General features: G+C 40.8%; 17 protein-coding genes. 11 read left to right on the plus strand and 6 right to left on the minus strand.

Features of this window, described 5'->3' with window-relative positions; all coding sequences use genetic code 11:
* Positions 1 to 31: 31 nt before the first annotated feature.
* Positions 32 to 4,171, minus strand: a complete 4,140-nt coding sequence (locus PAUR_RS02745) for a TOMM system kinase/cyclase fusion protein (protein ID WP_192506296.1) — start codon at positions 4,169 to 4,171, stop codon at positions 32 to 34.
* Positions 4,172 to 4,533: 362 nt separating this feature from the next.
* Between PAUR_RS02745 and PAUR_RS02750 the strand changes: the two genes are divergently transcribed.
* Positions 4,534 to 6,174, plus strand: coding sequence for an EAL domain-containing protein (locus PAUR_RS02750; RefSeq protein WP_192506297.1), 1,641 nt, complete (start codon positions 4,534 to 4,536; stop codon positions 6,172 to 6,174).
* Positions 6,175 to 6,227: 53 nt separating this feature from the next.
* On the opposite strand, the gene PAUR_RS02755 is transcribed toward PAUR_RS02750, so the two are convergent.
* Positions 6,228 to 7,034: a 1-aminocyclopropane-1-carboxylate deaminase/D-cysteine desulfhydrase gene (locus PAUR_RS02755; RefSeq protein ID WP_318782592.1), complete on the minus strand. Its 807-nt coding sequence runs from the start codon at positions 7,032 to 7,034 to the stop codon at positions 6,228 to 6,230.
* 323 nt (positions 7,035 to 7,357) lie between these two features.
* On the opposite strand from PAUR_RS02755, the gene PAUR_RS02760 reads away from it, so the two are divergent.
* From PAUR_RS02760 to tldD, 9 genes are all read left to right on the plus strand, one after another.
* On the plus strand, positions 7,358 to 9,385 hold the full coding sequence (locus PAUR_RS02760) for an SUMF1/EgtB/PvdO family nonheme iron enzyme (protein WP_192506298.1): 2,028 nt from the start codon (positions 7,358 to 7,360) through the stop codon (positions 9,383 to 9,385).
* A gap of 73 nt (positions 9,386 to 9,458) precedes the next feature.
* On the plus strand, positions 9,459 to 10,502 hold the full coding sequence (locus PAUR_RS02765) for a rod shape-determining protein (RefSeq protein WP_192506299.1): 1,044 nt from the start codon (positions 9,459 to 9,461) through the stop codon (positions 10,500 to 10,502).
* Entirely contained in the window at positions 10,502 to 11,344 is an 843-nt protein-coding gene (mreC, locus tag PAUR_RS02770) for a rod shape-determining protein MreC (RefSeq protein ID WP_192506300.1), read from the plus strand. Before PAUR_RS02765 ends, mreC begins: the two co-directional genes overlap by 1 nt.
* The gene (gene mreD, locus PAUR_RS02775; protein WP_192506301.1) at positions 11,337 to 11,816 is read left to right on the plus strand and encodes a rod shape-determining protein MreD; all 480 of its coding nucleotides are present in this window, start codon (positions 11,337 to 11,339) and stop codon (positions 11,814 to 11,816) included. The genes mreC and mreD overlap by 8 nt, the downstream gene beginning before the upstream one ends.
* On the plus strand, positions 11,816 to 12,388 hold the full coding sequence (locus PAUR_RS02780; RefSeq protein ID WP_192506302.1) for a Maf family protein: 573 nt from the start codon (positions 11,816 to 11,818) through the stop codon (positions 12,386 to 12,388). Before mreD ends, PAUR_RS02780 begins: the two co-directional genes overlap by 1 nt.
* The gene (gene rng, locus PAUR_RS02785) at positions 12,385 to 13,857 is read left to right on the plus strand and encodes a ribonuclease G (RefSeq protein ID WP_192506303.1); all 1,473 of its coding nucleotides are present in this window, start codon (positions 12,385 to 12,387) and stop codon (positions 13,855 to 13,857) included. The genes PAUR_RS02780 and rng overlap by 4 nt, the downstream gene beginning before the upstream one ends.
* Positions 13,858 to 13,873: 16 nt before the next feature.
* Positions 13,874 to 17,770 carry a YhdP family protein gene (locus PAUR_RS02790; protein ID WP_192506304.1) on the plus strand — a complete coding sequence of 1,299 codons (3,897 nt, stop codon included), beginning with the start codon at positions 13,874 to 13,876 and terminating at the stop codon, positions 17,768 to 17,770.
* A gap of 1 nt (position 17,771) precedes the next feature.
* A complete protein-coding gene (locus tag PAUR_RS02795) occupies positions 17,772 to 18,599 on the plus strand; it encodes a carbon-nitrogen hydrolase family protein (RefSeq protein WP_192506305.1) in 828 nt (275 codons plus the stop codon).
* Complete coding sequence (gene tldD, locus PAUR_RS02800) at positions 18,592 to 20,031, plus strand: metalloprotease TldD (protein ID WP_192506306.1); 1,440 nt, start codon at positions 18,592 to 18,594, stop codon at positions 20,029 to 20,031. Before PAUR_RS02795 ends, tldD begins: the two co-directional genes overlap by 8 nt.
* 65 nt (positions 20,032 to 20,096) lie before the next feature.
* Here tldD and yjgA read toward each other — a convergent pair whose 3' ends face one another.
* Positions 20,097 to 20,618 (minus strand): ribosome biogenesis factor YjgA, encoded by a 522-nt coding sequence (gene yjgA, locus PAUR_RS02805; protein WP_192506307.1) that lies wholly within the window; start codon positions 20,616 to 20,618, stop codon positions 20,097 to 20,099.
* A gap of 133 nt (positions 20,619 to 20,751) precedes the next feature.
* Here yjgA and pmbA point away from each other — a divergent pair, with 133 nt between their 5' ends.
* Positions 20,752 to 22,101, plus strand: coding sequence for a metalloprotease PmbA (gene pmbA / locus PAUR_RS02810; protein WP_192506308.1), 1,350 nt, complete (start codon positions 20,752 to 20,754; stop codon positions 22,099 to 22,101).
* A 51-nt stretch (positions 22,102 to 22,152) separates the two neighbouring features.
* On the opposite strand, the gene mgtE is transcribed toward pmbA, so the two are convergent.
* The 3 genes from mgtE to rapZ form a co-directional block, all read right to left on the minus strand.
* Positions 22,153 to 23,511 carry a magnesium transporter gene (mgtE, locus tag PAUR_RS02815; RefSeq protein WP_192506309.1) on the minus strand — a complete coding sequence of 453 codons (1,359 nt, stop codon included), beginning with the start codon at positions 23,509 to 23,511 and terminating at the stop codon, positions 22,153 to 22,155.
* Between the two features lie 181 nt (positions 23,512 to 23,692).
* Positions 23,693 to 23,965, minus strand: coding sequence for an HPr family phosphocarrier protein (locus tag PAUR_RS02820; RefSeq protein ID WP_192506543.1), 273 nt, complete (start codon positions 23,963 to 23,965; stop codon positions 23,693 to 23,695).
* A 4-nt stretch (positions 23,966 to 23,969) separates the two neighbouring features.
* Positions 23,970 to 24,815, minus strand: a complete 846-nt coding sequence (rapZ, locus tag PAUR_RS02825) for an RNase adapter RapZ (protein ID WP_192506310.1) — start codon at positions 24,813 to 24,815, stop codon at positions 23,970 to 23,972.
* Between the last annotated feature and the right edge of the window lie 12 nt (positions 24,816 to 24,827).

Consider the following 24,827-nt stretch of genomic DNA (forward strand, 5'->3'; position numbering starts at 1 on the left):
TGCGATTGCACTTAACGCACTTAGGTACCGCTTAGTATATAAAATCAGGTTTATACGTGACGTTTTGTAGCCCACGTTCGTTCATGTACATGGTTAACTCTTTAAGCTTGTGATTGTAATCACTTGTCATCAGCTCAGGCGCAATTGCCTTTAAACAGTGCAGTGCTTCGAGGGCAGACCACCTAGAGTTTTTTTGCCACGCTAATTGTATTGAATCATGTAAGAGTTGCTTGATTTCATTACTCACAGGGTTGCTTACTCCTTCATGATAACCTTTTAAAAATAGGCATTTCGCTAACGTTGTTTTGATATATGGAAACCATATAAATGTGTTATTCCGCTGTGCAATGGCAAAGCTATCTCTAAAGCGTTTGATTGCTTCATCAAAGTGATGATGTTTCATGTACAGTTTGGCTAAAAAAGTACACCATCTAGCGGTGGAAATGTTTTGCTCAGATTGCCTAATAATATTTGTTTTTAAGTTGCCTAATTCAAAATCGTCCGTTGCAAAGGCATAAAGCGCACTCAGGTATACAGTATGATGTACCACGGAGGTTCCTTTACCATATTGACGATCATAAGCGTGCATACTGTCTTTGATTTGTTGGTTGTCATTTAAGTGAATTGCATTAATTGCCTGAAATAAGTAGACAAAGACTCTAGATATGTCATCTAAGTCATCAGTAATTAATGATTCGGCTTGGGCGAGCCTAATTGCTGCTGTGGAAATATCACCGCTATGCAAGTAGTACATCCCACCCATCGCGAGATTCTGTACATGAGGATGTATACCGTAATCGCGGTAACAATTTTTATCGCGCTCAGGGTCCCAAAGTGATATCGCCTTTTCGTGCAAAGCCAACGCGTTGTCTATATCACTATCAAAAAAGTAGACTTCGGCTAACATCATTGCAACCATCATGTGTCTTTGGGTGTCATTATGCGCAATAGCATCGGCCATCATTTCTCGGCCTAAGACCCCCGCTTTTTCGCGTTGTGATTCGTAGAATAAATTCAGGAATAATACCCAGTCGCTTTTATCTTTGGTTAATTTTCGAAGGTGTGTATTACCTGTCGGCGCTAACTCATTTAGTTGTTTTACAAGTGCAGGGATCTGCTGGGTTATATGGGCTACCCTATCTCCTCCATATCCGTCTAGTGATAAAACTGGGGCTATTTGAGCACCGAGGATTTGTATTTCTAGCTCGATAGCAACTGTGGGAGTTTTAATATGTTGACACCAGTCTAAAACCTCTTTGGTAGCTTCAAGTGCCTCGACGTTTGCTGAATAAGTGACTTGTTGTTGAACACCTTTTAAACCGTATTCGGTTGCCTCGCGGTATTGTTTCGCTAAAAAAAAGTGCCTAGCAATTAAAGACATAGACAAATCGGCATTATATTCCAACGACTTCTCTAAAGACTTAGCTACTTGTAAGTGAATTTGTTCTTTTTGTTGAAGAGACATCGCTTCATAAGCGGCATCTCTTACTAAGGCATGTTTAAAAATATAATTATCGCCATCCACTTGCCGTTGTTGGAAAACAAGCTCCGTATTGATTAACGCTTGTAAATCATTTTGTATTTGTGCTTCATCTTTATCAGAAGCAGAGACAAGCAGCGCGTAATCAAATTCGCGACCAATTGCTGCCGCCAGTTGTGCAGTGTCTTTTCCTGATTGCAGCTGATCAAGCTTTTGCTGTAATGAATCTCGTAACGTCATGGGTACAAGGGCTTTTTTATCTTCACTCACGAAGTCAAATTGCCCGTTTATTTTATGGACCAGTTTTTGTTTTTGTAATGATGATGCCAGTTCTTCAATAAACAATGGAATACCATCAGTGCGCTCTTGAAGCACTTGAAGCAGGCCTGATGCGAGAGGCTGGTGGTCAAACAAATAAGTGATAAAAGAAGTTGTATCTTCTTTATTTAGCTTTGGCACACATAGCTGAGTGAATAAATGAGGGTCAACTGACGCAGGCTGAGACTCTCTTGAAGTTGTTAGCCAGCTGTGAGCACCTTCTCGAAATACACTGGTTGAAACAAAGTACCCAATGAATTCCTGGCTGGTTGGATCTGCCCAGTGCATATCTTCAAAAATAAACAAATGCCTGACAACGGCTGCTCCATTGTGGTAAAGCTCAGAGGGCTGGCATAACAAGTGCACTAAAATATCGAATAGTCTTTGTTTTTGTATTTCTGGAGATAAACTCGAGGCGTTATTATGCTCTGGCAATGGGAGATTTAACCACGCGGATAAAATTAACAGCCCTTGTTCTTGCTTTTCTTGAGTCAAAAATGTTCTTTGTATTGCCTGTTTGAGGACACCTAATGCTTGGGTATCAGTGAGGGCATCAAGCGAATATTTAAATTTTAACAACGTGATGATAGGGAACAGCGCATTGTTTCTATATTCCGGTAAACATTGTGCAACTAGGTGACGCAACGCTTTACTCTGAGTGCGCAGCTCAAAAACTAGACGTGATTTGCCAATACCTGCTTCACCTTGAATATGTACACACCTAGGTCGGTCAGGGTTTAATTGACTCGTAAGTAGGGTGTGTAATGTTCTCAGTTCAGGCTGGCGACCAACAAAAATGGAATTTTTTCTGGTGCCTCTAAGAAACCCAAAAGCCTCTAATTGACGCTCTCCATGTAAAATGAATATTGGGTCATTTTGACTATGAGTAAGATTTACTTGATTGCACATATCAAAATGTAAATAGCCATCTAGCAAATGTTTTACGTTTTCAGAGCAAAGAATTTGATTTGGCGGGGCTTGTCGACACAGGTTCATCGCTTCATGTGCGGTTTTTCCTTCCGGCATGTTATTCGCTAGGCTCACCATCATCCCTACTTGTATGCCCATATGGGCATAACATGTCACACCTTGTGTTTTTTTGAGTAACGCATTTTTTTTATGTAAATTGCTGGCAATTTCAAGAGCTGTGCGACTACATAAACGACTATCATTGTCGGTGACTTGCGGGTAGCCAAAATAGAACAGTAATGTATCGCCTAAGTTTCCAACATGGTAGGCACCATACCTCACAGCAATATCGATACATTGCTGCATTTGATCAGCATGGAGCGTGTCAAGAATGTCTTGTTCTTCATTGCCGATTGTAGCTTCTTGAACCGTGCTAATAATGACACAAAGCACAGAGACTTGTTTTCGCTCAGTTAATCGAGTATATGATAAGCGAGCATCGTAGTATTGCGTTTCATCGTCATCGTTAGATTGTACAATTCCTCTATTATCACGGTTGGTTTGAAAAGAAAGAGAGCCAACTAAATTAGAGAAATTCAGCTTTTTAAAATGGTGATAAAGTTCGGTTGTACTTGCTGGGCGTTCTTGGGATTTCTTGCTTAATACACGACGCAAGAGATTTGCGGACTCATGGCCCGCTAAAAGCCCTAAAGGTACATTGGAGGGACTTAACTGTTGATGAAAAATAGCAGCTAAGCTACTACCTGAAATGGCAGGTTGGCCAGTAAGGCACTCTAAAAACACAAGTCCCCAAACATAAATGTCAGTTTGAGGTATTGGAGGTTCTCCTCTGAGCTGCTCTGGTGCGCTATAAGATGGAGTACCCAAGGTTTCTTGCGTCAATGTAATACTTTTGTAATCAAGCTGACGAGCTTCGTGTCTTAATGCCCCAATGCCAAAATCAAGTACTTTAACGTGTGTATTTGCACCTACACGGTAGAGCATTATGTTTGCTGGTTTTATGTCTCTATGAATAACACCTTTGTCATGTGCATGGGCAAGGGCATCTAATACACTCGCCATGATATGTGCAGCGTCTGAGGGTTCAAAAGGACCTGAGTTAATTAATTTGTCGCGAAGTGATTGCCCATCAATGTATTCATACACGGCGTAAAGTAGAGAATCTTGTTGTTGACCTTTATCGATTAATTGCACGATATTGGGGTGATTCAAGCGGCCAATTAAATCAACTTCCCGGTGAAAGCGCTCGATATAGCGACGTCTTTTATCTTGAACCAGTTCGTGTGGCAGTGAGAGAAATTTTATTGCGACAATTTGCCCTGTACTTACTTGCTTTGCCTTATAAACGAGCCCAAATCCTCCTTCACCAATTTTATTAAGTAGTTTGTAATAGTCTGAACGAAAAGTTGTTTTGATATCTAGGTCCGTGGTTAACGTAGCCATGTGCGAACATATTCCATATGAGGTACAACTGTTAAAATTTTGTGTTTATATTATATCCAATGTACACCCTTATCAATAATTACTGTGTAGTCGAGGGATTATGTTTAAGGAAATTGTTGTTATATGAGGGTTACTGATCCTGATGGTAAGTCGCAGATGTAAAACGTGTTCGTATTGGACATTGAACAAATATCAAAAGAGGCCTTCAATTCTTAGTTACGTTACATATATCATGTGGTGAATCGGGGTTTTCCTGTCATTAATTAGATATTATAGGGTTGTGCTTTTTATCGAGCTTAACCTTGAGTTTTATATACTTCTAGACAACACTTAAGCTACTGAAAGCGAAGTTAAGCGATGCAATGAAGCAATTTATAGAGCAGTTAAACTCCCGCGTTGTACGGCTGTATGTTGTCGCATTTTCGGTTGCAACTATTTTGATATTGAATGCTTTATTGGTTCATTTATTACACTTGAAAACACATCAAAAGGGGGTTGAGATTGTAAAAGAGGTACATCAATTAGCGACACAGCATAGAACAAATGAGCAAATTTCAGAAATTGCACAGGAATATGGTTTTGATTCGGTCTTGTCAGAGGAAGTTGGCGGATCATTAGAACATGAAGTATTTGTATTTGACGGACTGAAATTAACCTTATCACACCCCACCATAATCGAGCAGTACGCAGCTGTGTTACTCTTTTTTAATGTGTTATTTATTGGTTTTTTAGTTTTCTGTTATCGTTGGTGGCTAGTTTATCGAGTGAGGCCAAAAACCTTCTATTCGCAAAATAGGCAAATGAGTACTTCGGGTAGTGTGGCACTGCCCGCTGCAATTGAGCCAAGAAAGTCGGACGACTCACTTTTTAATGTGTTTGCGTTAGTTAAATGGCGGTATGTCATTGATTCAAAAATAGACGCTCAGCAGCACTTTTCCGTTATTTTAGCAAAGCATTTTTCTAATTATACTAAGTGTTCGGTGAAGTACCTTAATTCGGGAGCGCTCGCTGTGACATTTGAGCGCATTCCTTTTGGTGATGTAAGCCAAATTGAGAAGCGATTACATGAAGTTGTTTTTCAGGCGCTTTTAATTATGCGTCCAGATTTGTCTCGTAAAACGGTTAAAATCGGTGCCTGTTATTATCAAGCAAGAGCAGATCAAACGCAGGTATACCAGTTAGCCCGTTCAGCGCTCGCTGTTGCTGTGAACAATGTGTGGCAGCATGTGCATATGGTACCGTTAAACAAAACACATGCAACGACCATGCAAAGTAGTGAAGATGATTTTATAGCGTATATCCATAAAGGGCAGTTTGTTTTATTTTTTCAGCCTTTGTTTTGTTTCAAGCAACAAGATATTAAACAAAGTGAAGCATTGCTTAGAGTAAGACACAGTCAACTGGGTTTAATTTCAGCTAAACAGTTTATTCCACAAATTCACAGTAGTGAGCATATTAACACCTTAGATAAGACTATCGTGACGCATACGTTGAAAGTGTTACAGAAAGAAGCCAATAAAACAAAGGTAAGTATTAACTTACACTATATCAACTGGTGTGATGAAACATTTGTTAGTTGGCTAGTAAAAAAAATCACAGACAGTGGCGTAGCTTCTCGAGTACAATTCGAAGTGTCGGCTTATGACTATTATCATCATCACCGCGCGTTATTATCTGCTTTTAGTCAGCTATCAAAACTGGGAACGGGTGTGTTGCTGGATCATGTAACCGATGTTTTACCTGGTAAAACACTGCGTGCAATACCTGCGATGGAAGCCATAAAACTGTCTTTTGAAGTGGTGCACCATATTGATACAAATCAATTGCAGCAACGCAGCGTTCGTCAAATAGTACGACAAGCCGAAAGGGTTGGCATACCTGTTTATGCCGTGGGCGTTGAGACGCAAGCCGAGCTTAATTGCCTTCAGCAGTTGGGTGTACAAGGTGCTCAGGGGTATTATTTTGCTGAATTACTTCAACAAATTGAATTAGTCGGATACTAAAATGAGAGGTAACTCGTAATTTTTATTCTGTGAGTTAAGGCTTTATTGTCAGTTTAGATCATATCTCGATACCTGAGCCCGTCTAGACCTTGTAGCCCGCCAGTGTGTACAAATGTGATATGACTATGAGCAGGGAAATACCCTTGTTCAATGAGGTTCCATAGTGCGTAAAATGCTTTTCCTGTGTAAATAGGCTCCAATGGAAGGTTATATACGTGTTTCATCTTTTTACAAAAGAGCCATAGCGTTTTGGAAAACTTACCGTAGCCGCCATCGTGATGATCGCATAATAATTGCCAATTATGTTGAATGGCAGCGTTGGGACTTAGCCTAATGATGTCTTGTCGAAGGTACTCGGCGTTTTTTAAAACAGCGACCCCGATTAGCTGTGTGCTTTCAGGAGTACCGCTAATGAGTCCGGCAAGAGTTCCACCACTGCCTGTAGCACAGACAATATAATCTGTATTATTGAGACTACCGGCTAGTTCTTTGACCCCCTCAAGTGCGGCATGATTACTCCCACCTTCTGGGATTAAGTGACAATGCGGGAATGTATTACGTAATTCGTTTTGATAAGCGGGTTCGTTACGTTGTCGATACGTGAGTCTATTTACTGGATATAAATGTAATTTACAGGCTCGAGCCATTTTGATAGTTGGGTTTAATTCATCAATATTGGGTCCTCGGACAATAATGTTCCCTTGAATATTATATAGTCTAGCAGCCATTCCTGCGGCATATAGATGATTAGAGAATGGTCCTGAAAACGTTAAAAATGCGTTTTTATTGTTTTTTTGCATTTCTTTTAGGTTGTATTTAAGTTTGCGCCATTTGTTGCCACTAATTGTTGGGTGTAACAAGTCATCACGTTTAATGTTTAATGTTTAATGTGATCTGCTGTTTTTGTATGATGGGTGAGGTTACCTGCTGTATTGGTGACTCAGGCCAATCAAATTGAAGAGGGCGCATAGACATATCTCTGATTTTAAGTGTGATAAGTGTAACAAACCTCTTATATAGAATGAAAATCTCAATAGAATACTGGCAACGAACTAGGCAATAGGGGTAAACTGAGATATTAATTGCTCAAAGCTTGTGTTTTACCTTGTAAGTACATAGCATAAAGCCTTAATTATAAAAAATAACAACGACCAAATAATTGCCGCTTTTGGGAATGGAATATATGCGAATTGCTCCTTTATCTTTTTTTGTCACTGCCACTTTGATGGCTGCCGGTGTTTTTGCGCAGGATACAGCTACCGTTAATGCCGTTGAGTCAGAGTTAGCTGTAAAGCAAACTGAGTTAGATAACTATACGCAAATATTAGATAAGCATATTAGTGAAGAAGCTCGGTTACAGTCACAGTTAGCTTTGTTGCGTACACGTTCATCTGAGTTAGACAAAGAAAAAAACCAGGCGTTAGATGCAATGAATGAATTGTACAGACGCTTAATTGATGATCCTTCAATTGACATCACAGCCGCGCAAACTCGTTATCAACAAGCTGTGGCAACACATAAGCAGAATAAAGATGATATTTCGATGCAGTTGGCGGCGATTGCATCACATCGTAAAGATATCGAACAAATCAGAATTACTAAGCACACATTAGTCAATACACTCGAAAGCTTGAAAGACCAGTTAAGCACGGCGCGAGTTGAGCGGTTGCGAAATGAATTTACGCGTGAAGGTACATTAGAGGTAGAACATACCATTAATTGTAAGCGTACTGAGACATTGGCAGCGTGCGAGCAACGTGGGCAACAGCTCGGACTACAAAAAGCAACTAAGCGCTTTATTGATCAGGTGTTTGCTAATTTGACAGAACAACGCATTGTTGAACCAAAACGCAATATTGCGGGGGCACAGGTTCAAGTGGTAAATAGCCATGTTGTAGGTAGTGCCTTTAGTGGACAGGGGAATTATAGTGTTAATCTAAGTGTGACCATGCGTGGAGACATGAATAATAGTCGTCTTTGTAGCCTGTTAAATTTAGATAATCGTTTTTGTTCTGAATATGGCACCCCATTGTCTATGGGATATCAAGCAAGCTATCCCACAACATTTAGTGACACGCAGTTAACGTTTAAAGATTCAACAGATAACATTGGGCAAGTTGAAGTTGCTAAGGTTCAACAACAGCCTATTATAGAGGTCAATACACCTCGAGTTGCAAATACGAAATCAACACCATCTCCTGAAGTTAACTCAGTTTCGGTTACGTTACGCTCAAATGTATATGACGATGAAGTTTTTATAAATGGTGTGAGCTATGGTTCAACAAAGTTAACCGTAAAAGTCCCTAAGGGCATTCACGATATTGAAGTCAGAAAGTTAGGATATCAGCCATATAAAGCGCAAGTTAATATTCGCAAAGCGCAAACGATAAATGCTCGGCTATCAAAAAAGCCTGAGTCGATTGCTGCACCGACACCGAAAAGTGAGCAAAATACCAAACCTATCAAATTAGCCACGTCGACAGTTACATCTGCAAGTAACAATGGAATTGTGATTATTCCAGCAGGTACTTTTAAGATGGGAGATTTGACTGGTAATGGTTTGGCAAATGAGAGACCTGTAGTTGAGAAGGTGCTGAGCAATTCATATGCTATGCAAAATACGGAAGTCACCGTTGCACAATTTAGGTCGTTCATCACCAGTACGGGTTACCAAACTGAAGCTGAAAAAGGCAAAGGTTGTGCTTATTATAAAAATGGTGAGCCAATATGGGAACTTGATTACAACTGGAATAACCCAGGCTTTAAGCAAGCAGATAACTTCCCTGTGGTATGCGTTTCGTATGAAGATGCAAAAGCGTATGCGAATTGGTTATCGGGAGAAAAAGGACAACAGTTTCGCTTGCCCAATGAAGTTGAGTGGGAGTATGCAGCGAGAGCAAGTACAGCATCAGAATACCCATGGGGCAATGAAATTGGTAAAAATTTAGCAAATTGTGGTTGGTGTGGTAGTGAGTACTCGAATAAGAGTGCAGCCCCTGTTGGTGAGTTTTCACCAAACAACTATGGTTTGTATGACACTGTTGGGAATGTGTGGGAATGGACTCAAAAGCGCGCGTCACAAGATGATGTCACGGTCAGAGGTGGTGCTTGGAACTTTGCACCTAGCTTGGCTCGAGTGTCGACTCGGTTAGCACTTGCTGCTGACTTTAGAGCAAATTATATTGGTTTTCGATTAGTTCGAGAGCGATAAATAACAATTACGATGGGTGGCAGAATTGTTTGCCACTTGACTTAAAAGTATTTCTGTAAGGTTACCCAGCCTCATGTTTAAAAAATTACGTGGATTATTTTCTAATGACCTATCTATTGATTTAGGTACGGCCAATACTTTGATATATGTAAAAGAGGAAGGCATTGTATTGAATGAACCTTCCGTTGTCGCGATACGCCAAGAACGTGCTGGTGGTCCTAAAAGTGTTGCATCGGTAGGTACCGCCGCGAAACAAATGTTAGGTAGAACACCTGGTAATATTAAAGCAATTAGGCCTATGAAAGATGGTGTCATTGCTGATTTCTATGTTACTGAAAAAATGCTGCAGCACTTTATTAAACAGGTGCATAACAATAACTTTATGCGTCCGAGTCCGAGAGTATTGATTTGTGTTCCATGCGGAGCAACACAAGTGGAAAAACGTGCCATTCGTGAATCTGCAATGGGGGCTGGGGCACGTGAAGTTTATTTAATTGAAGAGCCAATGGCTGCGGCAATTGGTGCAGGTCTTCCCGTCTCAGAAGCAACAGGATCAATGGTTGTTGATATTGGTGGAGGTACGACCGAGGTTGCTATCATTTCTTTAAATGGTGTGGTTTATTCATCATCAGTTCGCATTGGTGGCGATAAGTTTGATGAAGGTATTATCAACTATGTTCGTCGTAACTTCGGGAGCTTAATTGGTGAAGCGACTGCTGAACATATAAAACATGAAATAGGATCTGCATTTAAAAGTGAAGAGCCGATTGAACTTGAAGTTCGGGGTCGTAATCTTGCTGAAGGAGTGCCACGCTCATTTACTTTAAATTCTCATGAAATATTAGAGGCTTTGCAAGAACCTTTAATGGGGATTGTGAGCGCAGTTATGGTTGCGCTTGAACAATCTCCACCAGAACTGGCGTCAGATATTTCTGCTCATGGAATGGTATTAACTGGAGGTGGTGCGTTACTTAAAGATCTCGATCGCCTACTTATGGAAGAAACAGGCATACCTGTTGTTGTTGCTGATGATCCTCTGACTTGTGTTGCTAGAGGGGGTGGTAAAGCACTAGAAATGATAGATATGCATGGTGGTGACGTATTTAGCTACGACTAATGAATTTACTCTTTGGGCGTACTATTTCATTACAACTGCGACTGTCTGTCGCAGTTGTGCTGAGTGTGCTATTAATCTTTGGGGATCGTTATACTCAAGGTGGCACACTCGTGAGAACGAGCTTACACACTTTAGTGAGTCCGTTATTGTATTTCGCAAATGTTCCCTATGAGATTTTTGATATTGGTGCTAAAAGCTTGCACACACGGGATCAACTCAGGCAAGAAAATAATCTCTTGAAAGAAAAGCAGCTGTTACAAAGCGAGCAACTTCAACAGCTGGCATTTCTGAAAAAAGAAAATCAAGAACTTCGAGCCTTATTGAATGCATCAGCTCGTCAGAGTAATACTCGGCTTATCGCTCAGGTTCTCTCAGTACATTCAAACCCTTATAGCCATCAAGTGGTGGTTAACAGGGGAACAATTGATGGTATTACGGAAGGCCAAGCTGTTATTGATGAGATGGGAGTGGTGGGTCAGCTTGCACAAGTTGGTACAACGACCTCTAGAGTACTGTTGATGACAGATATCACTCATGCAACCCCAGTGCGAATTTTGCGTAATGACGTGCGGACGGTGATTGAAGGTATTGGTAAAATAAATAGCCTCAAATTATCTCATGTACCACATAGTTTAGATGTACGTATCGGAGATGTATTGGTTACCTCGGGACTTGGAGGGGTTTTTCCTGAAGGGTACCCTGTTGCTGTGGTGACAAATATCAATAGAGATGAAGGTTTGCCGTTTGCACAAGTGTATGCGGAACCAGTGGCACAGCTAGATCGAATTCGTTTATTGGTTGTATTAGGAAAGTCAGCACAAGAGACATTAAGTAATGATTAAACGTAGTTATTTTTTAGTTGCTTTAAGTATCTTTTTTGCTTTGGTAATGGCATTAATGCCATTACCAATTTCGGCTGAACCGTTTCGACCTGATTGGGTATTATTAGTATTGATGTATTGGTCTCTTGCGGTGCCACATCGCGTCAATATAGGCTGGGCCTGGATAACGGGTTTAGTTATAGATTTGGCTATGGGTTCACCACTGGGCGTAAATTCTTTAACATATTCTGTATGTATTTATATTACCGTGAGTAATTTCCAAAAAATCCGCAATTTCTCAATTTGGCAACAAGCAGTTTTGATCGGGTTGTTTTTGACCTTATATCATTTATTGCAGTTTTGGCTAAATCACTTTCTGCTCGATATTTATTTCAGTCCACACTATTTATGGCCAGCCTTTACGGGCATGTTATGTTGGCCCTGGATTTTTTTACTGCTCCGTAAATATCGACGCCAATTTAGGATTCGTTAATGATCCCTTTATATTTAGCGTCAGCTTCAGCAAGACGAAAGCAATTACTTACTCAATTGGGCTATGAATTTGAACAGTTTAGTGTTGATGCAGATGAAACACAGTTGCCATATGAATCAGCGTTAGAATATGTCGAACGACTGGCAATACTAAAAGCCCAATCGGGCGTCGCTATGGGGTATATTGACCGGCCAGTTTTAGGTAGTGACACGGTTGTTGTCATCGATGGTGATGCACTGGGCAAGCCTATTGATAAAGATAACTTTATGGCGACAATGCAGCGTTTATCTGGCCGTACACACCAAGTATTGACCGCTATTGCATTGGCAACAGAGGAGCGGGTGATTAGCTCAGTTGTGAGTACAGATGTAACCTTTAAAACACTAAGTGAATTGGAAATGAGTGATTATTGGTTAAGTAATGAGCCTCAAGATAAAGCGGGTGGTTATGGTATTCAAGGTCTAGGTGGGCGTTTTGTAACCAATATATCAGGTAGCTATTTTGCCGTTGTCGGCTTACCTTTATATGAGACCGAGGCATTAGTCCAACAATTTGTAGTGGAGATAACATGAGTAGTGAATTACTGATTAATGTTACGCCGAGTGAGAGTCGTGTTGCACTAATTGAAAATGGTGTTCTCCAAGAAGTTCAAGTTGAGCGTATAGGCAATTTAGGTATTGTTGGTAATATTTATTTTGGCAAAGTAAGCCGCGTTTTACCGGGTATGCAAGCTGCATTTGTGGATATTGGTTTGGAAAAAGCAGCATTTTTACATGCTTCAGATATCGTCAATAGTGCTTCTTTTGAAGAAGGGGTGGATGATCAGCCAGTAAAAAAAGTTCAAGATATACGAGAGTTGGTTAAGCAAGGCCAATTTATTATGGTACAAGTGGTGAAAGATCCACTCGGCACCAAAGGAGCGAGATTAACAACAGATATAACAATTCCTTCTCGTTATTTGGTCTTTATGCCAGATGCGACTCATGTAGGCGTGAGTCAGCGAATAGAAACAGAAGAAGAACGCAGTCGATTAAAAAAGATTGTCTCGCACTATAATGATGAAAATGGTGGTTTTATTGTTCGCACCGCGGCAGAAGGTGCTACTGAAGCGGAATTACAACATGATGCACAGTTTCTAAAAAAACTGTGGCAAAAAATAGTGAGTCGAAGAAAAAAAGCTAGTAAAGCCAGTATTCTACATGAAGATTTGACACTCGCTTTTCGAACGCTACGGGATTATGTTGGTGAAGACATGGAGCGTATTCGTGTTGATTCTAAGCTGACTTATCAAGAGCTAAAAGAATTTACCGAAGAATTTGTCCCACTGCTTGCACAAGTGCTTGAATATTATCCTGGTGAGCGGCCAATCTTTGATCTGTTTGATGTCGAAAGTGAGATTCAAAAGGCTTTGCATCGAAAAGTTGATTTGAAGTCAGGTGGTTATTTGATCATTGATCAAACTGAGGCAATGACGACGGTTGATGTGAATACCGGAGCCTTTGTAGGACATAGGAATTTAGAAGAAACCATTTTTAACACAAATGTTGAAGCTACCTCCGCGATCGCTCGTCAGCTTAGGTTAAGAAATCTGGGCGGCATTATTATTATCGACTTTATAGATATGATATCAGACGAGCATAAACGTCGAGTTTTACATTCTTTGGAAACGGCACTCGCAAAAGATAGAGCAAAGGCAAATATAAATGGATTGTCAGCACTTGGCCTAGTTGAAATGACACGTAAACGTACGCGTGAAAGTTTAGAGCATATTCTGTGTGGGGTGTGTCCAGCATGCTCTGGTAGAGGATCATTAAAAACAGTTGAAACGGTTTGTTATGAGATCTTGCGTGAAATTGTTCGGGTAAATAGAGCATATGATTCAGATAAATTCATGGTATATGCTTCACCCGCTGTGAGTGAAGCACTGACAAACGATGAGTATCATAACTTGGCTGAATTGGAACTATTCATTGGAAAACCAGTCAGTATTCAAATAGAGAGTTTATACAGTCAAGAACAATTTGATGTTGTCATGATGTAAGGCGGCACGGGGTTAAATGCAAGCTAAAAAGATTTGCTTTTTTTGTTTCAGAAAAGTGTGGCAAATATTTGCTGTAGCACTGGTCGTTATGGCTGTGTTGGTATCGCTATTAAAATATACTTTACCGTACGCAAATGATTATAAACATGACATTGAAACACTCATTAATAAACAATTTGGTGTTGACTTAGCCATTGGTGCTATTAGCGCTAGTTGGCAAGGTACTGGCCCTGCACTGGTGCTAGAAAACCTTACGTTTGAAGATAATCAAAATGCACCGATTGCTTTAAGTATTGCAAAGACCAGTTTGCAACTGAATGTGGTCGAGTCACTTAAAAACTGGCAATTGCGTTCAGATTACTTCGTACTTAATGGCTTTGTTGCCGATGTGAACTTACAAGAGCTCAATAAGTTAAAATCAAATGACGATAGTGAGTTTGAACAACAATCATTAATTGAAAGTTTATTCTTAGGTGAAACTGGACACTTTTCAATTCAAAAAAGCCAATTGAATTTAGTCACTGACTTAGGGCGTAGGCACACATTATTGCTTGAAGATATTACGTGGCAAAATAGTCCCACAGCCCATCAAGGTGTGGGGGAAGTAAGTATTCCTGGTTTTTCACAAGGCCATTACTCAGCAAGGCTGTCTTTTACCGGTGAGAGACTGAGAGAATTAAGTGGACAAGTTTACTTGCGTGCTTCAAAAGTGGATGTAACTGATTGGCTTACGCAATATTTAAATAAAGCCAAGGTAGGGATCCATACAGAACTCAATGGTGAACTATGGCTCTCGATGAAAGAAGGTGAGCTTGACGATGTACATGTTAACTGGCTACCAAGTTACATCAAATGGTTAGATAACGGGCAAAGTGAACGGATTGAGTTAGCGTCAGGGCAAGTGTTGTTGGCACCCTCTAAGCAAGCATTGGCTTGGGAGCTAAATACCACGCCATTACAATTGCTTTATAATGATGAGCCGTACTTGAAGACTCAAATTCAAGGTGAATTTAACGCTAAGCAACAACAAGTTTGGTTTACTAACGTCAGCTTAGAGCTTTTATCTGATTTAGGTGCTCTCACTAATTTTGACTTCACTGAGCGAATTGCTAGGCATAAGCCTCATGGTATGGTTGAGGGAAGGTTTGAGTCAAATACAGAGCAAAATTTTGCATTATGGCTAGGTGGACGAGATATTGCTTGGCGGCAAGTTGGGGGGATTCCCGGTGCTGATAACATACGACTTGAGTTAACCGTTAACCAAGATAAAGGCGCCGTTTCGATATTTTCTGAAAATGCACAATTTCAGACTTCAGGTCTATTTGATAAGTCTTTGAGTTACAACCAACTCAATCTGGAGTTGCAGTTTTTTAAAGACAATAACAATTGGCATGTACTGAGTGATTCATTATGGTTTGATAATGATGACTTAACCATTGCAGGAGAAATGCATTTAAATCTTACTGAGCAGCCTGAATTGGATTTATATGTTGAGGTGCTCGGCGGCAGTGCTGAAGTGGCTGGTCATTACTTTCCTCAGACGCTGATGAAGCAGAGTTTAATAAAGTACTTGAATGATGCTATTTTAGGTGGATTTCATCGTGAGTCTCAAGTGTTATTTTCTGGGCGGTTAACGGATTTCCCTTTTAGTAATGGTCAAGGTCAATTTGATGTGGTGTCCAAGATTGATAATGCCGAATTTGCATTTGCGCCACAGTGGCCAGCAATAAAAAATGCAGATGTTACATTGCATTTTGCTAATGAGAGAATGGATATTTATGCCCATACGGGGCAGTTAATCAATCAGCAGATTGATAATTCGGTTGTGGTGAGTATTGCCAACTTAGATGAAGCAAATGAACTTATGGTTGATATCAACCATACGACAGCTGCCCAAACGTTACAGACTTTTTTTACTGCAACACCATTGAAAGATCCATTAGTTGAAGTATTGAATATCGTCCAAGGACAAGGGGGGGTGACAGGTAATATTGGACTAAAAATTGATTTACATGATTTAAATGTACTGGCATCAGGGGAGGTCACGTTGCGTGATCTGCCAATTTATTTGTCAAAACCTGGGCTGCAACTTGAACACGTTAATACAGTTTTAAAGTTTTCTGATGATGTGATTTCTATTTCAGATGCGACAGCGACTTGGCTGGGTATGCCGTTAGAATTTAGTGTTAGTGGCGATGGTAATGAGACAAAATACCAAGTTGATATCTCGACCAGCTTGTTAGCGCAAAGCGACAAGTTGTTACCCTATAGTGAAGGTTTACTCGATGGTTATCTATTAGGTGAAACCGATTTAATGACAGATATTAGTTTAGTTTTTAATGAGCAATCATTTAACTACACGGCGGTGTTTTCATCAGATTTAGTCGGTATGACGAGTAACTTTCCGTTACCGTATCGAAAAGAAATAGACAGCGTTAGGCCATTAAAAGGCATAGTTCAAGGCGATGATATATCAAATTTAATTACTGCAAATATTGATAATTCTTTATTTTTCAACGCAATTTTGGATAATGAAACAGGTGCCTTGAGTAATGCGCATATCATTTCAGGAGCGCATGATAAGGGACTGGCGCAGCAAGATTTTAGAGTATCAATAACTCAACCTGAATTATTGCTTAAACCTTGGATCCCGTTCATTGATCGTTTGATTGACTTAAGGGATAAGCCAGCGAGCCAAACCCCATTATTACCTCCATTAAGTGCAATTAGGGCTGAAATAGGTAAAGTTGATATGGAGGGAGTTTCGTTTAATGATTTCGAAATGCGCTTAGAGCCGAGTATCGATGGGATGACAATGCGTCTCAATGCAAAAGAATTACGTGCCCAAGTACTGTTGCCGTCAGGAGGTTCAAGTCGTCCAATTGCTATTGATACGGATTATCTCAGGTTAAACTTACCTAAAAATAAACAAACAGAAGATCAAACTGAGATTTTGCTATCTAACCCTCCCGAAGACCTGAGTTGGTTAGCGCGTTTACCAGCTATTGCTTTTAACTGTTCAGATTGCCGAATTGATAATTATCAACTGGATGCTGTTTCAATCTCGTTATTTGGTGACGGCAATAAACTAGTTGTACCAGAGTTGGTTATTGATAAAGGAGATCATGTATTACGAGGTCAAGGGCAATGGTTCGATGGCATTACCCGTGTTGATGGGATCATGAATAGTAAAGATATTGGTGAGCTATTTGATGAGTTTGACTTAACGTCAACCATAAAGGATTCAAAAGCGAATATCGGGTATCAACTGCATTGGTCGGGAGCACCGTTTGATTTACATACTGCTAGTTTAGGTGGAGAAATAAACTGGGAGCTCGGTGATGGACACTTGACTGAAATAAGTGATCAAGGTGCTCGGGTTTTTTCTTTATTGAGCTTAGACTCATTGGTACGTAAGTTAAAATTAGATTTTAGAGATGTATTTTCGAAAGGCTTTTTCTACAATAAAATGCAGGGAACAGTACAATTAGAACAAGGGATTGCATATACCAAAGATACCAGGATGGATGGTGTGCCTGCAGATTTGAGTATTCAAGGGTATGCAAACTTAAATACGCAAGAAATTAATTATGATCTCGCCGTAGCACCACAAGTTACATCAAGTTTGCCCGTCATAGTTGCTTGGATGGTAAACCCTGTCACAGGGTTGGCTGCGCTGGCACTAGATAAAGTGATTCATTCGGCACGGGTCATTTCTGAAATTAAATTTAAGGTAACAGGGACAATGGATGAGCCCGTGGTTACTGAGATTAATCGAAAAAGCCGAGAAGTGGAATTGCCCCAGGCAGCCCAAAATACGCCTCCTCAATCATCGCAAAGCGACGCCGCAGTATTGCAACGCAAAGAGGTTGATAAAGTGCTTTATATCAATCGTTCAGAGAAAGGCGTATAAAATGCGAACGGTTCCGCAAGTTGTGGCAATACAAATGTGCTCGGGTGTCGATCCCGAAGTGAATTTTGCTTATCTATCAAAGCAATTAGAATTACTCGAAATATCTTCTCCAACATTGGTGTGTTTGCCTGAAAGTTGGCTGGCATTTAGTCATACAAGCAGTGATACTTTGGCATTGAGTGAGTCTAATTGGCAATGGATTGAAAAACTTAAATTGCTTTGCCAACATCACGGAATTTGGCTTGCAGCTGGCACAATCGCGTTACCTTATAAAGATGGACAGTATTATGCTGCAAGTATATTGCTGAACGACAAGGGAAATATTGTAGCCCAGTACAATAAAATACATTTATTTGATGTAGACGTTGATGATGGTTCGACAGGGTATAGAGAATCAACACACACAGTGGCAGGTCGAGATGTTGTTGTGGTTGATAGCCCGTTTGGAAAAATAGGCTTAAGTGTATGTTATGATGTGCGCTTTGCTGGTCTTTACCATATGATGGTGGAGCAAGGAGCGCAGCTTTTATTGGTCCCAAGTGCATTCACAGTGGTAACAGGAGTTGCGCATTGGCAACCATTATTACAAGCTCGTGCAATTGAAACTCAGTGTTATGTTATTGCTGCTGCGCAAACAGGGGTACACGAAAATGGCCGCAAAACCTTCGGACATAGCCTAATATTATCACCATGGGGTACGGTACTTGCCGATGCAGGAAAAGCACCTAAAGTGATCCAATCTGATATTGATTTGGTAGAACTCATGCAAATCAGAACTAAAATGCCAGTATTGGCACATAATCGATTTAAGAGTGAATTTTATGAATAATGTTGAACAACATTTGTTAGCTGATAGTCAATTGACCAGAGAGCAGCTTGAACAAACGCTAAATTACATTCACCAACATCAAGTGGATTATGCAGACTTATATTTTCAATCGAGTTATAACGAAACTTGGGTCTTAGAAGATGGCATCGTTAAAGACGGTAGCTATAACATTGAGAGGGGCGTGGGAGTTAGGGCATTATCAGGAGAGAAAACGGGTTTCTCATATTCAGATGCGATTAACTTTGATGCTTTAAGTAAAGCTGCGATGGCCGCACGCAGCATTGCACAATCGGGTGAATCTAAAAAAGTTCAGGTATTTAGCGATATAGCCGTAAAGCAGCAATTTGCAGCTGTACAGCCAATCACTAAGATGGCGGATGCTGATAAAGTTGCACTGTTACGTGAAATTGAAGCACATATTAGAGATATAGCCCCTGATGCCCAGCAAGTTGTTAGTTCAATTTCAGCGGTATATGAAGAAGTACTTATAGCAGCGAGTGATGGAACTTTTGCAACCGACATTCGTCCATTGATTCGACTTAATTGTTCTGTATTACTGGAAAAAAATGGTCGTCGAGAACGTGGTGGTGCCGGTGGTGGAGCTCGATTAGACTACGGTTATTTTAAAGAGTTAGTGGACGGGAAGCCACGTTGGCTAGAGTATGCAGAAGAAGCGGTGCGTATGGCGCGTGTTAATTTGGAGGCTGTAGATGCACCAGCAGGTGCTATGCCAGTGGTATTGGGTGCTGGCTGGCCAGGAGTATTATTACATGAAGCCGTTGGGCATGGCTTAGAGGGCGACTTTAACCGAAAAGAGGCATCTGCATTTAGTGGCAAAGTAGGTCAACAGGTGGCTTCAGAACTGTGTACTGTTGTAGATGATGGTACCCTCGCAGACCGTCGAGGATCTTTAAATGTGGACGATGAGGGAACGCCTGCTGCATATAATGTTTTAATTGAAAAGGGTATCTTAAAGGGATACATGCAAGATAAGCTGAATGCACGTTTAATGGGCGTTGCGCCAACGGGCAATGGACGCAGGGAGTCTTATGCACATTTGCCAATGCCAAGAATGACCAACACGTATATGTTACCTGGTGAGGATACGCCAGCAGATATAATTAGTAGTGTTAAAAAGGGAATCTTTGCGTCTAATTTTGGCGGTGGGCAAGTTGATATTACATCTGGTAAATTTGTATTTTCTGCCTCTGAAGCGTATTTGATTGAGAATGGAAAAATAACGCGACCGATTAAAGGTGCAACCTTGATAGGTAACGGACCCGATGTGATGCACAAAGTTTCAATGGTTGGTAATGACTTACAACTCGATAGAGGTGTTGGGGTGTGTGGTAAAGATGGTCAAAGTGTCCCCGTGGGGGTTGGCCAGCCAAGTTTAAAAATTGATGAAATTACGGTGGGTGGAACGGCGTAATTTAGTTTGATATTAAGCATAAAAAAACCAGCATCGGCTGGCTTTTTTATGCTTAAAGATACGAACTAAGGCATCATGGTTTCTTTTAAGTATTGGAATAGTTCTTTAAATCCTTTTGCTGGCTTTTCAGCATCGGACTCTTTTTTGGCCTGACGAACGAGTTGGCGCATTTTCTGGCGTTCTAAACTGGGGAATTCGACGAGTAGCTCGTTAATTTTTGAGTCACCTTGTTGGATTAACTCGTCTCTCACAAGTTCAATCTTATTGAGAAGCACATCTGCTTGATTATTTTTATTCAGCATTAAATCAATCGCAGCTTCTATTTCTGCGATGTTTTCAGTCGTTCTTAGCGTTTTAGTGATGTAGTTCATATGTCTACGATAAGCTTCACTTTTCGCTCTAATCTTATCAGCGACAACCATTGCTTGCAGCAAGTCTTCTGTTAGGGGAAGTTTATCACGTTGCTTTTTTGCCATGCTGGCTAAGTCGAGAGCAAGTTGCTGATACTGTTGGGCATCACGTTTCAGTTCACTTTTGGAAACGTAAATAATTTCTTCTTCAATTTCGGGTTTCTTTTTCTTAGCCATGGTTCAAACTAGTCGGAATCTATTTGTGCTAAGTATACCAATTATAAGTTGGAAAAGCTTTGCTTGAATGGGGCGATAATCGTGATGTGTGTTAGCATTAATATAAAGCAATAACTTATCAGAGAAAATGCCCATGAGCAAAACCCAACAAGATCCCATTTATCAACAAATTGATGACGTAAAGCAGGCTGTGTCAGAAGCCCTTACACATGCGAAAAAGTTAGGTGCGACGGCTGCTGAAGCTGCAATGTCAAGTACCTCCGGTTTATCAGTAAGTACTCGCATGGGCGAAGTTGATACGATTGAATTTAATCAAGATGGAGGCTTGGGGATCAGTGTTTATGTTGGTAATCATAAAGGGAGTGCATCAACTGCCGATTTGAGTCCCAAAGCATTGCGTTCAGTAGTAGAAAAAGCGGTTGATATTGCCAAGTTTACCTCAGATGACCCTTGCAATGGTGTGGCAGACAAAGCGTTATTAGAAATGTCACCACCAGATCTTGATTTGTATCACCCGTGGGATGTATCCCCAGAAGAAGGTATTGAGTTTTGCTTAGACGCTGAAAAAGCAGCGTTAGAATTTGATAAGCGCATAGTCAATTCTGATGGTGCAAGTTTTGCTAGCCATCAAGGTTTACGAGTTTATGGTAACAGTCATGGGTTGGTGGCAGGTTTTCCTCGTACTCGTCACACATTAAGTACGATGGTTATCGGACAAGATGGTGAGCAGATGCAGCGGGATTCTGCATATACAATTTCTCGAGAGAAAAATGGGTTAAAAGTGGCAGAATCAGTGGGTATTGAAGCTGCTGAATCTACGCTTGCTAAATTAAATAGCCGAAAAATAAAAACGATGAAAACGCCTGTCGTATTTCGCGCTGACATTGCTAATAGCTTATTTGGGCACTTAGTGTCAGCCATTGGCGGTGGCGCTTTATACCGAAAATCAACCTTCTTGCTCGACAGTTTGCATACTCAGATCTTTAATTCGTGTGTTTCAATTAAGGAACGCCCCCATTTATTAAAAGGGTTAGCATCAAGCCCTTTTGATAGCGAAGGGGTGATAACTCAAGATCGCGATATTATTCATGGTGGTGAATTACAGACCTATTTAATGGCGAGCTACGCGGCTCGTAAGTTAGGCATGACGGCGACAGGACATGCGGGGGGGATCCATAATTGGTTAGTACAACGGACACATGATGACTTATGTGCTGTGTTAAAAACAATGGGTACAGGTTTATTGGTAACAGAATTAATGGGTCAAGGAGTTAACACGGTGACTGGTGATTATTCACGTGGAGCAGCTGGTTTTTGGGTTGAAAATGGTCAAATTCAATATCCCGTAAGTGAAATCACCATCGCTGGTAATTTAAAAGATATGTTTAAAGGTGTTCAAGCAATAGGAGGCGATATAGAAGTGCGAGGGAGTGTGCAAACCGGCTCAGTGCTTATTGAATCGATGCAGGTGGCAGGGGAGTAAGCCTGTTGGACAAGGTTTAAAGGCCGGTTTAGTGCCTTTAAACCTTGAACTTTAAGTTAAAAACCAAGTCGCCGTGCCTAGAAAAGCAAATATACCGACAATATCAGTTACGGTTGTAAGTACTACGCTCCCCGCTAAAGCAGGGTCTATTTTCATTCTTTTAAGAATTATTGGGATACTCGCACCAGCGATACCAGCGGCAAGTAAGTTCATAAACATCGCAAAGGCGATAACAGCACCGAGTGTGAAATCCCATTTCCATAGCGCAACAACACCAGCTATTAATAATGACCAAAGTAAACCATTTAAAGCACCAATCGCTAACTCTTTTCCGAGAATAAACCGTTGATTAGTTTGATTAATATGGCCAAGAGCAATCCCTCGAATAACAAGTGTTAGAGTTTGGCTACCAGCCACTCCACCCATGCTAGGAACTATCCCGTTTAGGACCGCAAGAACGGGTAAAATATCGAGTGTATTCTCGAAAAAGCTTGCAACAAAAGCAGCTAGAAGCGCGGTTAATAGGTTGATCCCTAACCAAATCGAACGGCGGCGGCTACTTTGTAAAACAGGCGCAAAGGTGTCTTCTTCGTCATCTAAACCAGCCATACTAAGGAGACTATGTTCCGCATCCTCTCGAATAACATCGACGATGTCATCAATTGTAATTCGCCCTAGTAGGTGGTTATTATCATCGACAACCGCCGCAGAAATCCAATTATGACGCTCAAATAGTTGTGCGACTTCGGTTTCATCCATTGAAATAGGGATCGATTCTTTATCTTCGTCCATGAGGTCATGAACCAGTTTATCCGGCGGGTTGGTTAACAGTGTACTCAATGGCATAGCACCGATAAAGCAGTTATCTTTATCTACTACATATAAATCATCAGTGCCGTCTGGTAGCTCGCCTTTCAACCGCAAGTAGCGTAATACAACATCTAATGACACATCAGCTCGGATTGTGACTGTATCGCTGTTCATCAGTGCGCCAGCAGAGCGTTCTTGATACGATAGCGCTTGAGTGGCACGTTCACGATCTTGTGTGTCCATACTACCGACAACGTCGAGGTAGATGGTATCAGGTAAACCCCGTAGTACTTCTCCTAAGTCATCATCACCCATATCTTCCGTAGCGGCGGCAATAAGCTCAGGGTCCATTTTTGCGATAATGCCAAGACGCACATCTTCAGACAGTTCTTCCAGTACGTCACCTTGTATATCAGGGTCGACCAGCTTCCAAAGTTGCGTACGGACTTTGTGCGGTGAAGATTCAAGTAATAGGGCCGTATCACATGGAGCTGTTTCTGCTAAAATTCGCCTGACTTGAACAAATTGTCCACTATTAAGCGCAAGCGTGACTTGCTGGAGTTGTTGTAGCGTATAATCTTGTTCAAGCGCTTCAGGCATAGGCGTCCTAATGATGTTGTTTTGTTAGTATCTTTACGCGTACCCAGGTGATTTTATACTATATAATAAGAAATTGAGTGGTGCAGAGGTACGCAGCCTTTGGCTTGAGAGTTTAACGTACTTTAGAGTGTGTTGCCATGTGAGAGAGAGGTAATAATATTAACTTCTTGTGCTTGGAAAGTTATTCTTGCTCGTGAAATTTTTGTTCTATCAAGGTACCAATCGCGTTTAAGGCAGATTGAGCATCAGGCCCTTCGCACTTGATCCTTACGTATTTCCCTTGGCTACTTTCTAACAAAAGTAATGCCAAAACACTGTCGCCAGCAGCTTCTCTGTCATCTTGGTATAAGGTAATTTTTGCGTCGAACTTGATGGCCAGTTGTGCCAGTACTGTTGCGGCTCTGGCATGCAGACCACACTTATTCTGAATTAAGAAAGTATCCTCATAACACATTGTATTAATTGTTTTGCTCACGATGACGGATCTGAACATTTGGATGAGATCGTTGAAAACTTTCTCCAATTGTTTGCGCTAAATACACAGAGCGATGTTGCCCGCCTGTACAGCCGATAGCGATGGTAAGATAACTGCGGTTATTACGTTCAAGATGAGGTAACCACGTTTGTACAAAAGTTTGAATTTGCCAAGTGAATTTTTGTACGATGCTATGCCCAGCTAAATACTCTTGAACGGGTTGATCTAAGCCCGTTAGTGGTTTTAGTTCTGGTTCCCAATGAGGGTTAGGCAGGAAGCGTGCATCAAACACATAATCAGCATCTTTTGGCATGCCATGTTTAAAGCCAAAAGATAAAAAGGTAATAATTAGTTGTTTATCTTTTTTACCTAAAATCCGCTCACGGATAGATTCAGCTAACTGGTGGACACTGAGGTCGGTTGTATCAATAAATACATCGGCACTGGTGATCAGTACATCCAATAGCTGCTTTTCTTCTTTAATGGCTAGATCTAACGGTAAGTTATTTATAGAGAGTGGGTGTAGCCTGCGAGTTTCAGAAAAGCGTTTGATCAATGTTTGATCATCACTGTCCAAGTAAAATAATATCGGATTAGCAAACCCTGGTAAATACTCAAGAATATCGTTGAACTCTTGCTGTTGTTTTGGCAAGTTACGCACATCAATACTGACTGCAATTTTGTCATAGCTCTCAGACACGCTTCTAACCAAAGACGGAAGTAAATTGACAGGAATATTGTCAACACAATAGTAGCCTAAATCTTCTAACACTCTTAATGCAACGGACTTCCCAGAACCAGAGCGACCACTAATAATGATTAATTCCACAATTATCCCCTA

It is taken from the genome of Pseudoalteromonas aurantia 208 (assembly GCF_014858725.1).
Taxonomy (GTDB): Bacteria; Pseudomonadota; Gammaproteobacteria; order Enterobacterales; family Alteromonadaceae; genus Pseudoalteromonas; species Pseudoalteromonas aurantia.

Bases quoted from the DNA above. Each gene is read 5' to 3' on its own strand.
- PAUR_RS02745 (WP_192506296.1), bottom strand. From the start codon at position 4,171: ATGGCTACGTTAACCACGGACCTAGATATCAAAACAACTTTTCGTTCA.
- PAUR_RS02750 (WP_192506297.1), top strand. From the start codon at position 4,534: ATGAAGCAATTTATAGAGCAGTTAAACTCCCGCGTTGTACGGCTGTAT.
- PAUR_RS02760 (WP_192506298.1), top strand. From the start codon at position 7,358: ATGCGAATTGCTCCTTTATCTTTTTTTGTCACTGCCACTTTGATGGCT.
- PAUR_RS02765 (WP_192506299.1), top strand. From the start codon at position 9,459: ATGTTTAAAAAATTACGTGGATTATTTTCTAATGACCTATCTATTGAT.
- mreC (WP_192506300.1), top strand. From the start codon at position 10,502: ATGAATTTACTCTTTGGGCGTACTATTTCATTACAACTGCGACTGTCT.
- mreD (WP_192506301.1), top strand. From the start codon at position 11,337: ATGATTAAACGTAGTTATTTTTTAGTTGCTTTAAGTATCTTTTTTGCT.
- PAUR_RS02780 (WP_192506302.1), top strand. From the start codon at position 11,816: ATGATCCCTTTATATTTAGCGTCAGCTTCAGCAAGACGAAAGCAATTA.
- rng (WP_192506303.1), top strand. From the start codon at position 12,385: ATGAGTAGTGAATTACTGATTAATGTTACGCCGAGTGAGAGTCGTGTT.
- PAUR_RS02790 (WP_192506304.1), top strand. From the start codon at position 13,874: ATGCAAGCTAAAAAGATTTGCTTTTTTTGTTTCAGAAAAGTGTGGCAA.
- PAUR_RS02795 (WP_192506305.1), top strand. From the start codon at position 17,772: ATGCGAACGGTTCCGCAAGTTGTGGCAATACAAATGTGCTCGGGTGTC.
- tldD (WP_192506306.1), top strand. From the start codon at position 18,592: ATGAATAATGTTGAACAACATTTGTTAGCTGATAGTCAATTGACCAGA.
- yjgA (WP_192506307.1), bottom strand. From the start codon at position 20,618: ATGGCTAAGAAAAAGAAACCCGAAATTGAAGAAGAAATTATTTACGTT.
- pmbA (WP_192506308.1), top strand. From the start codon at position 20,752: ATGAGCAAAACCCAACAAGATCCCATTTATCAACAAATTGATGACGTA.
- mgtE (WP_192506309.1), bottom strand. From the start codon at position 23,511: ATGCCTGAAGCGCTTGAACAAGATTATACGCTACAACAACTCCAGCAA.
- PAUR_RS02820 (WP_192506543.1), bottom strand. From the start codon at position 23,965: ATGTGTTATGAGGATACTTTCTTAATTCAGAATAAGTGTGGTCTGCAT.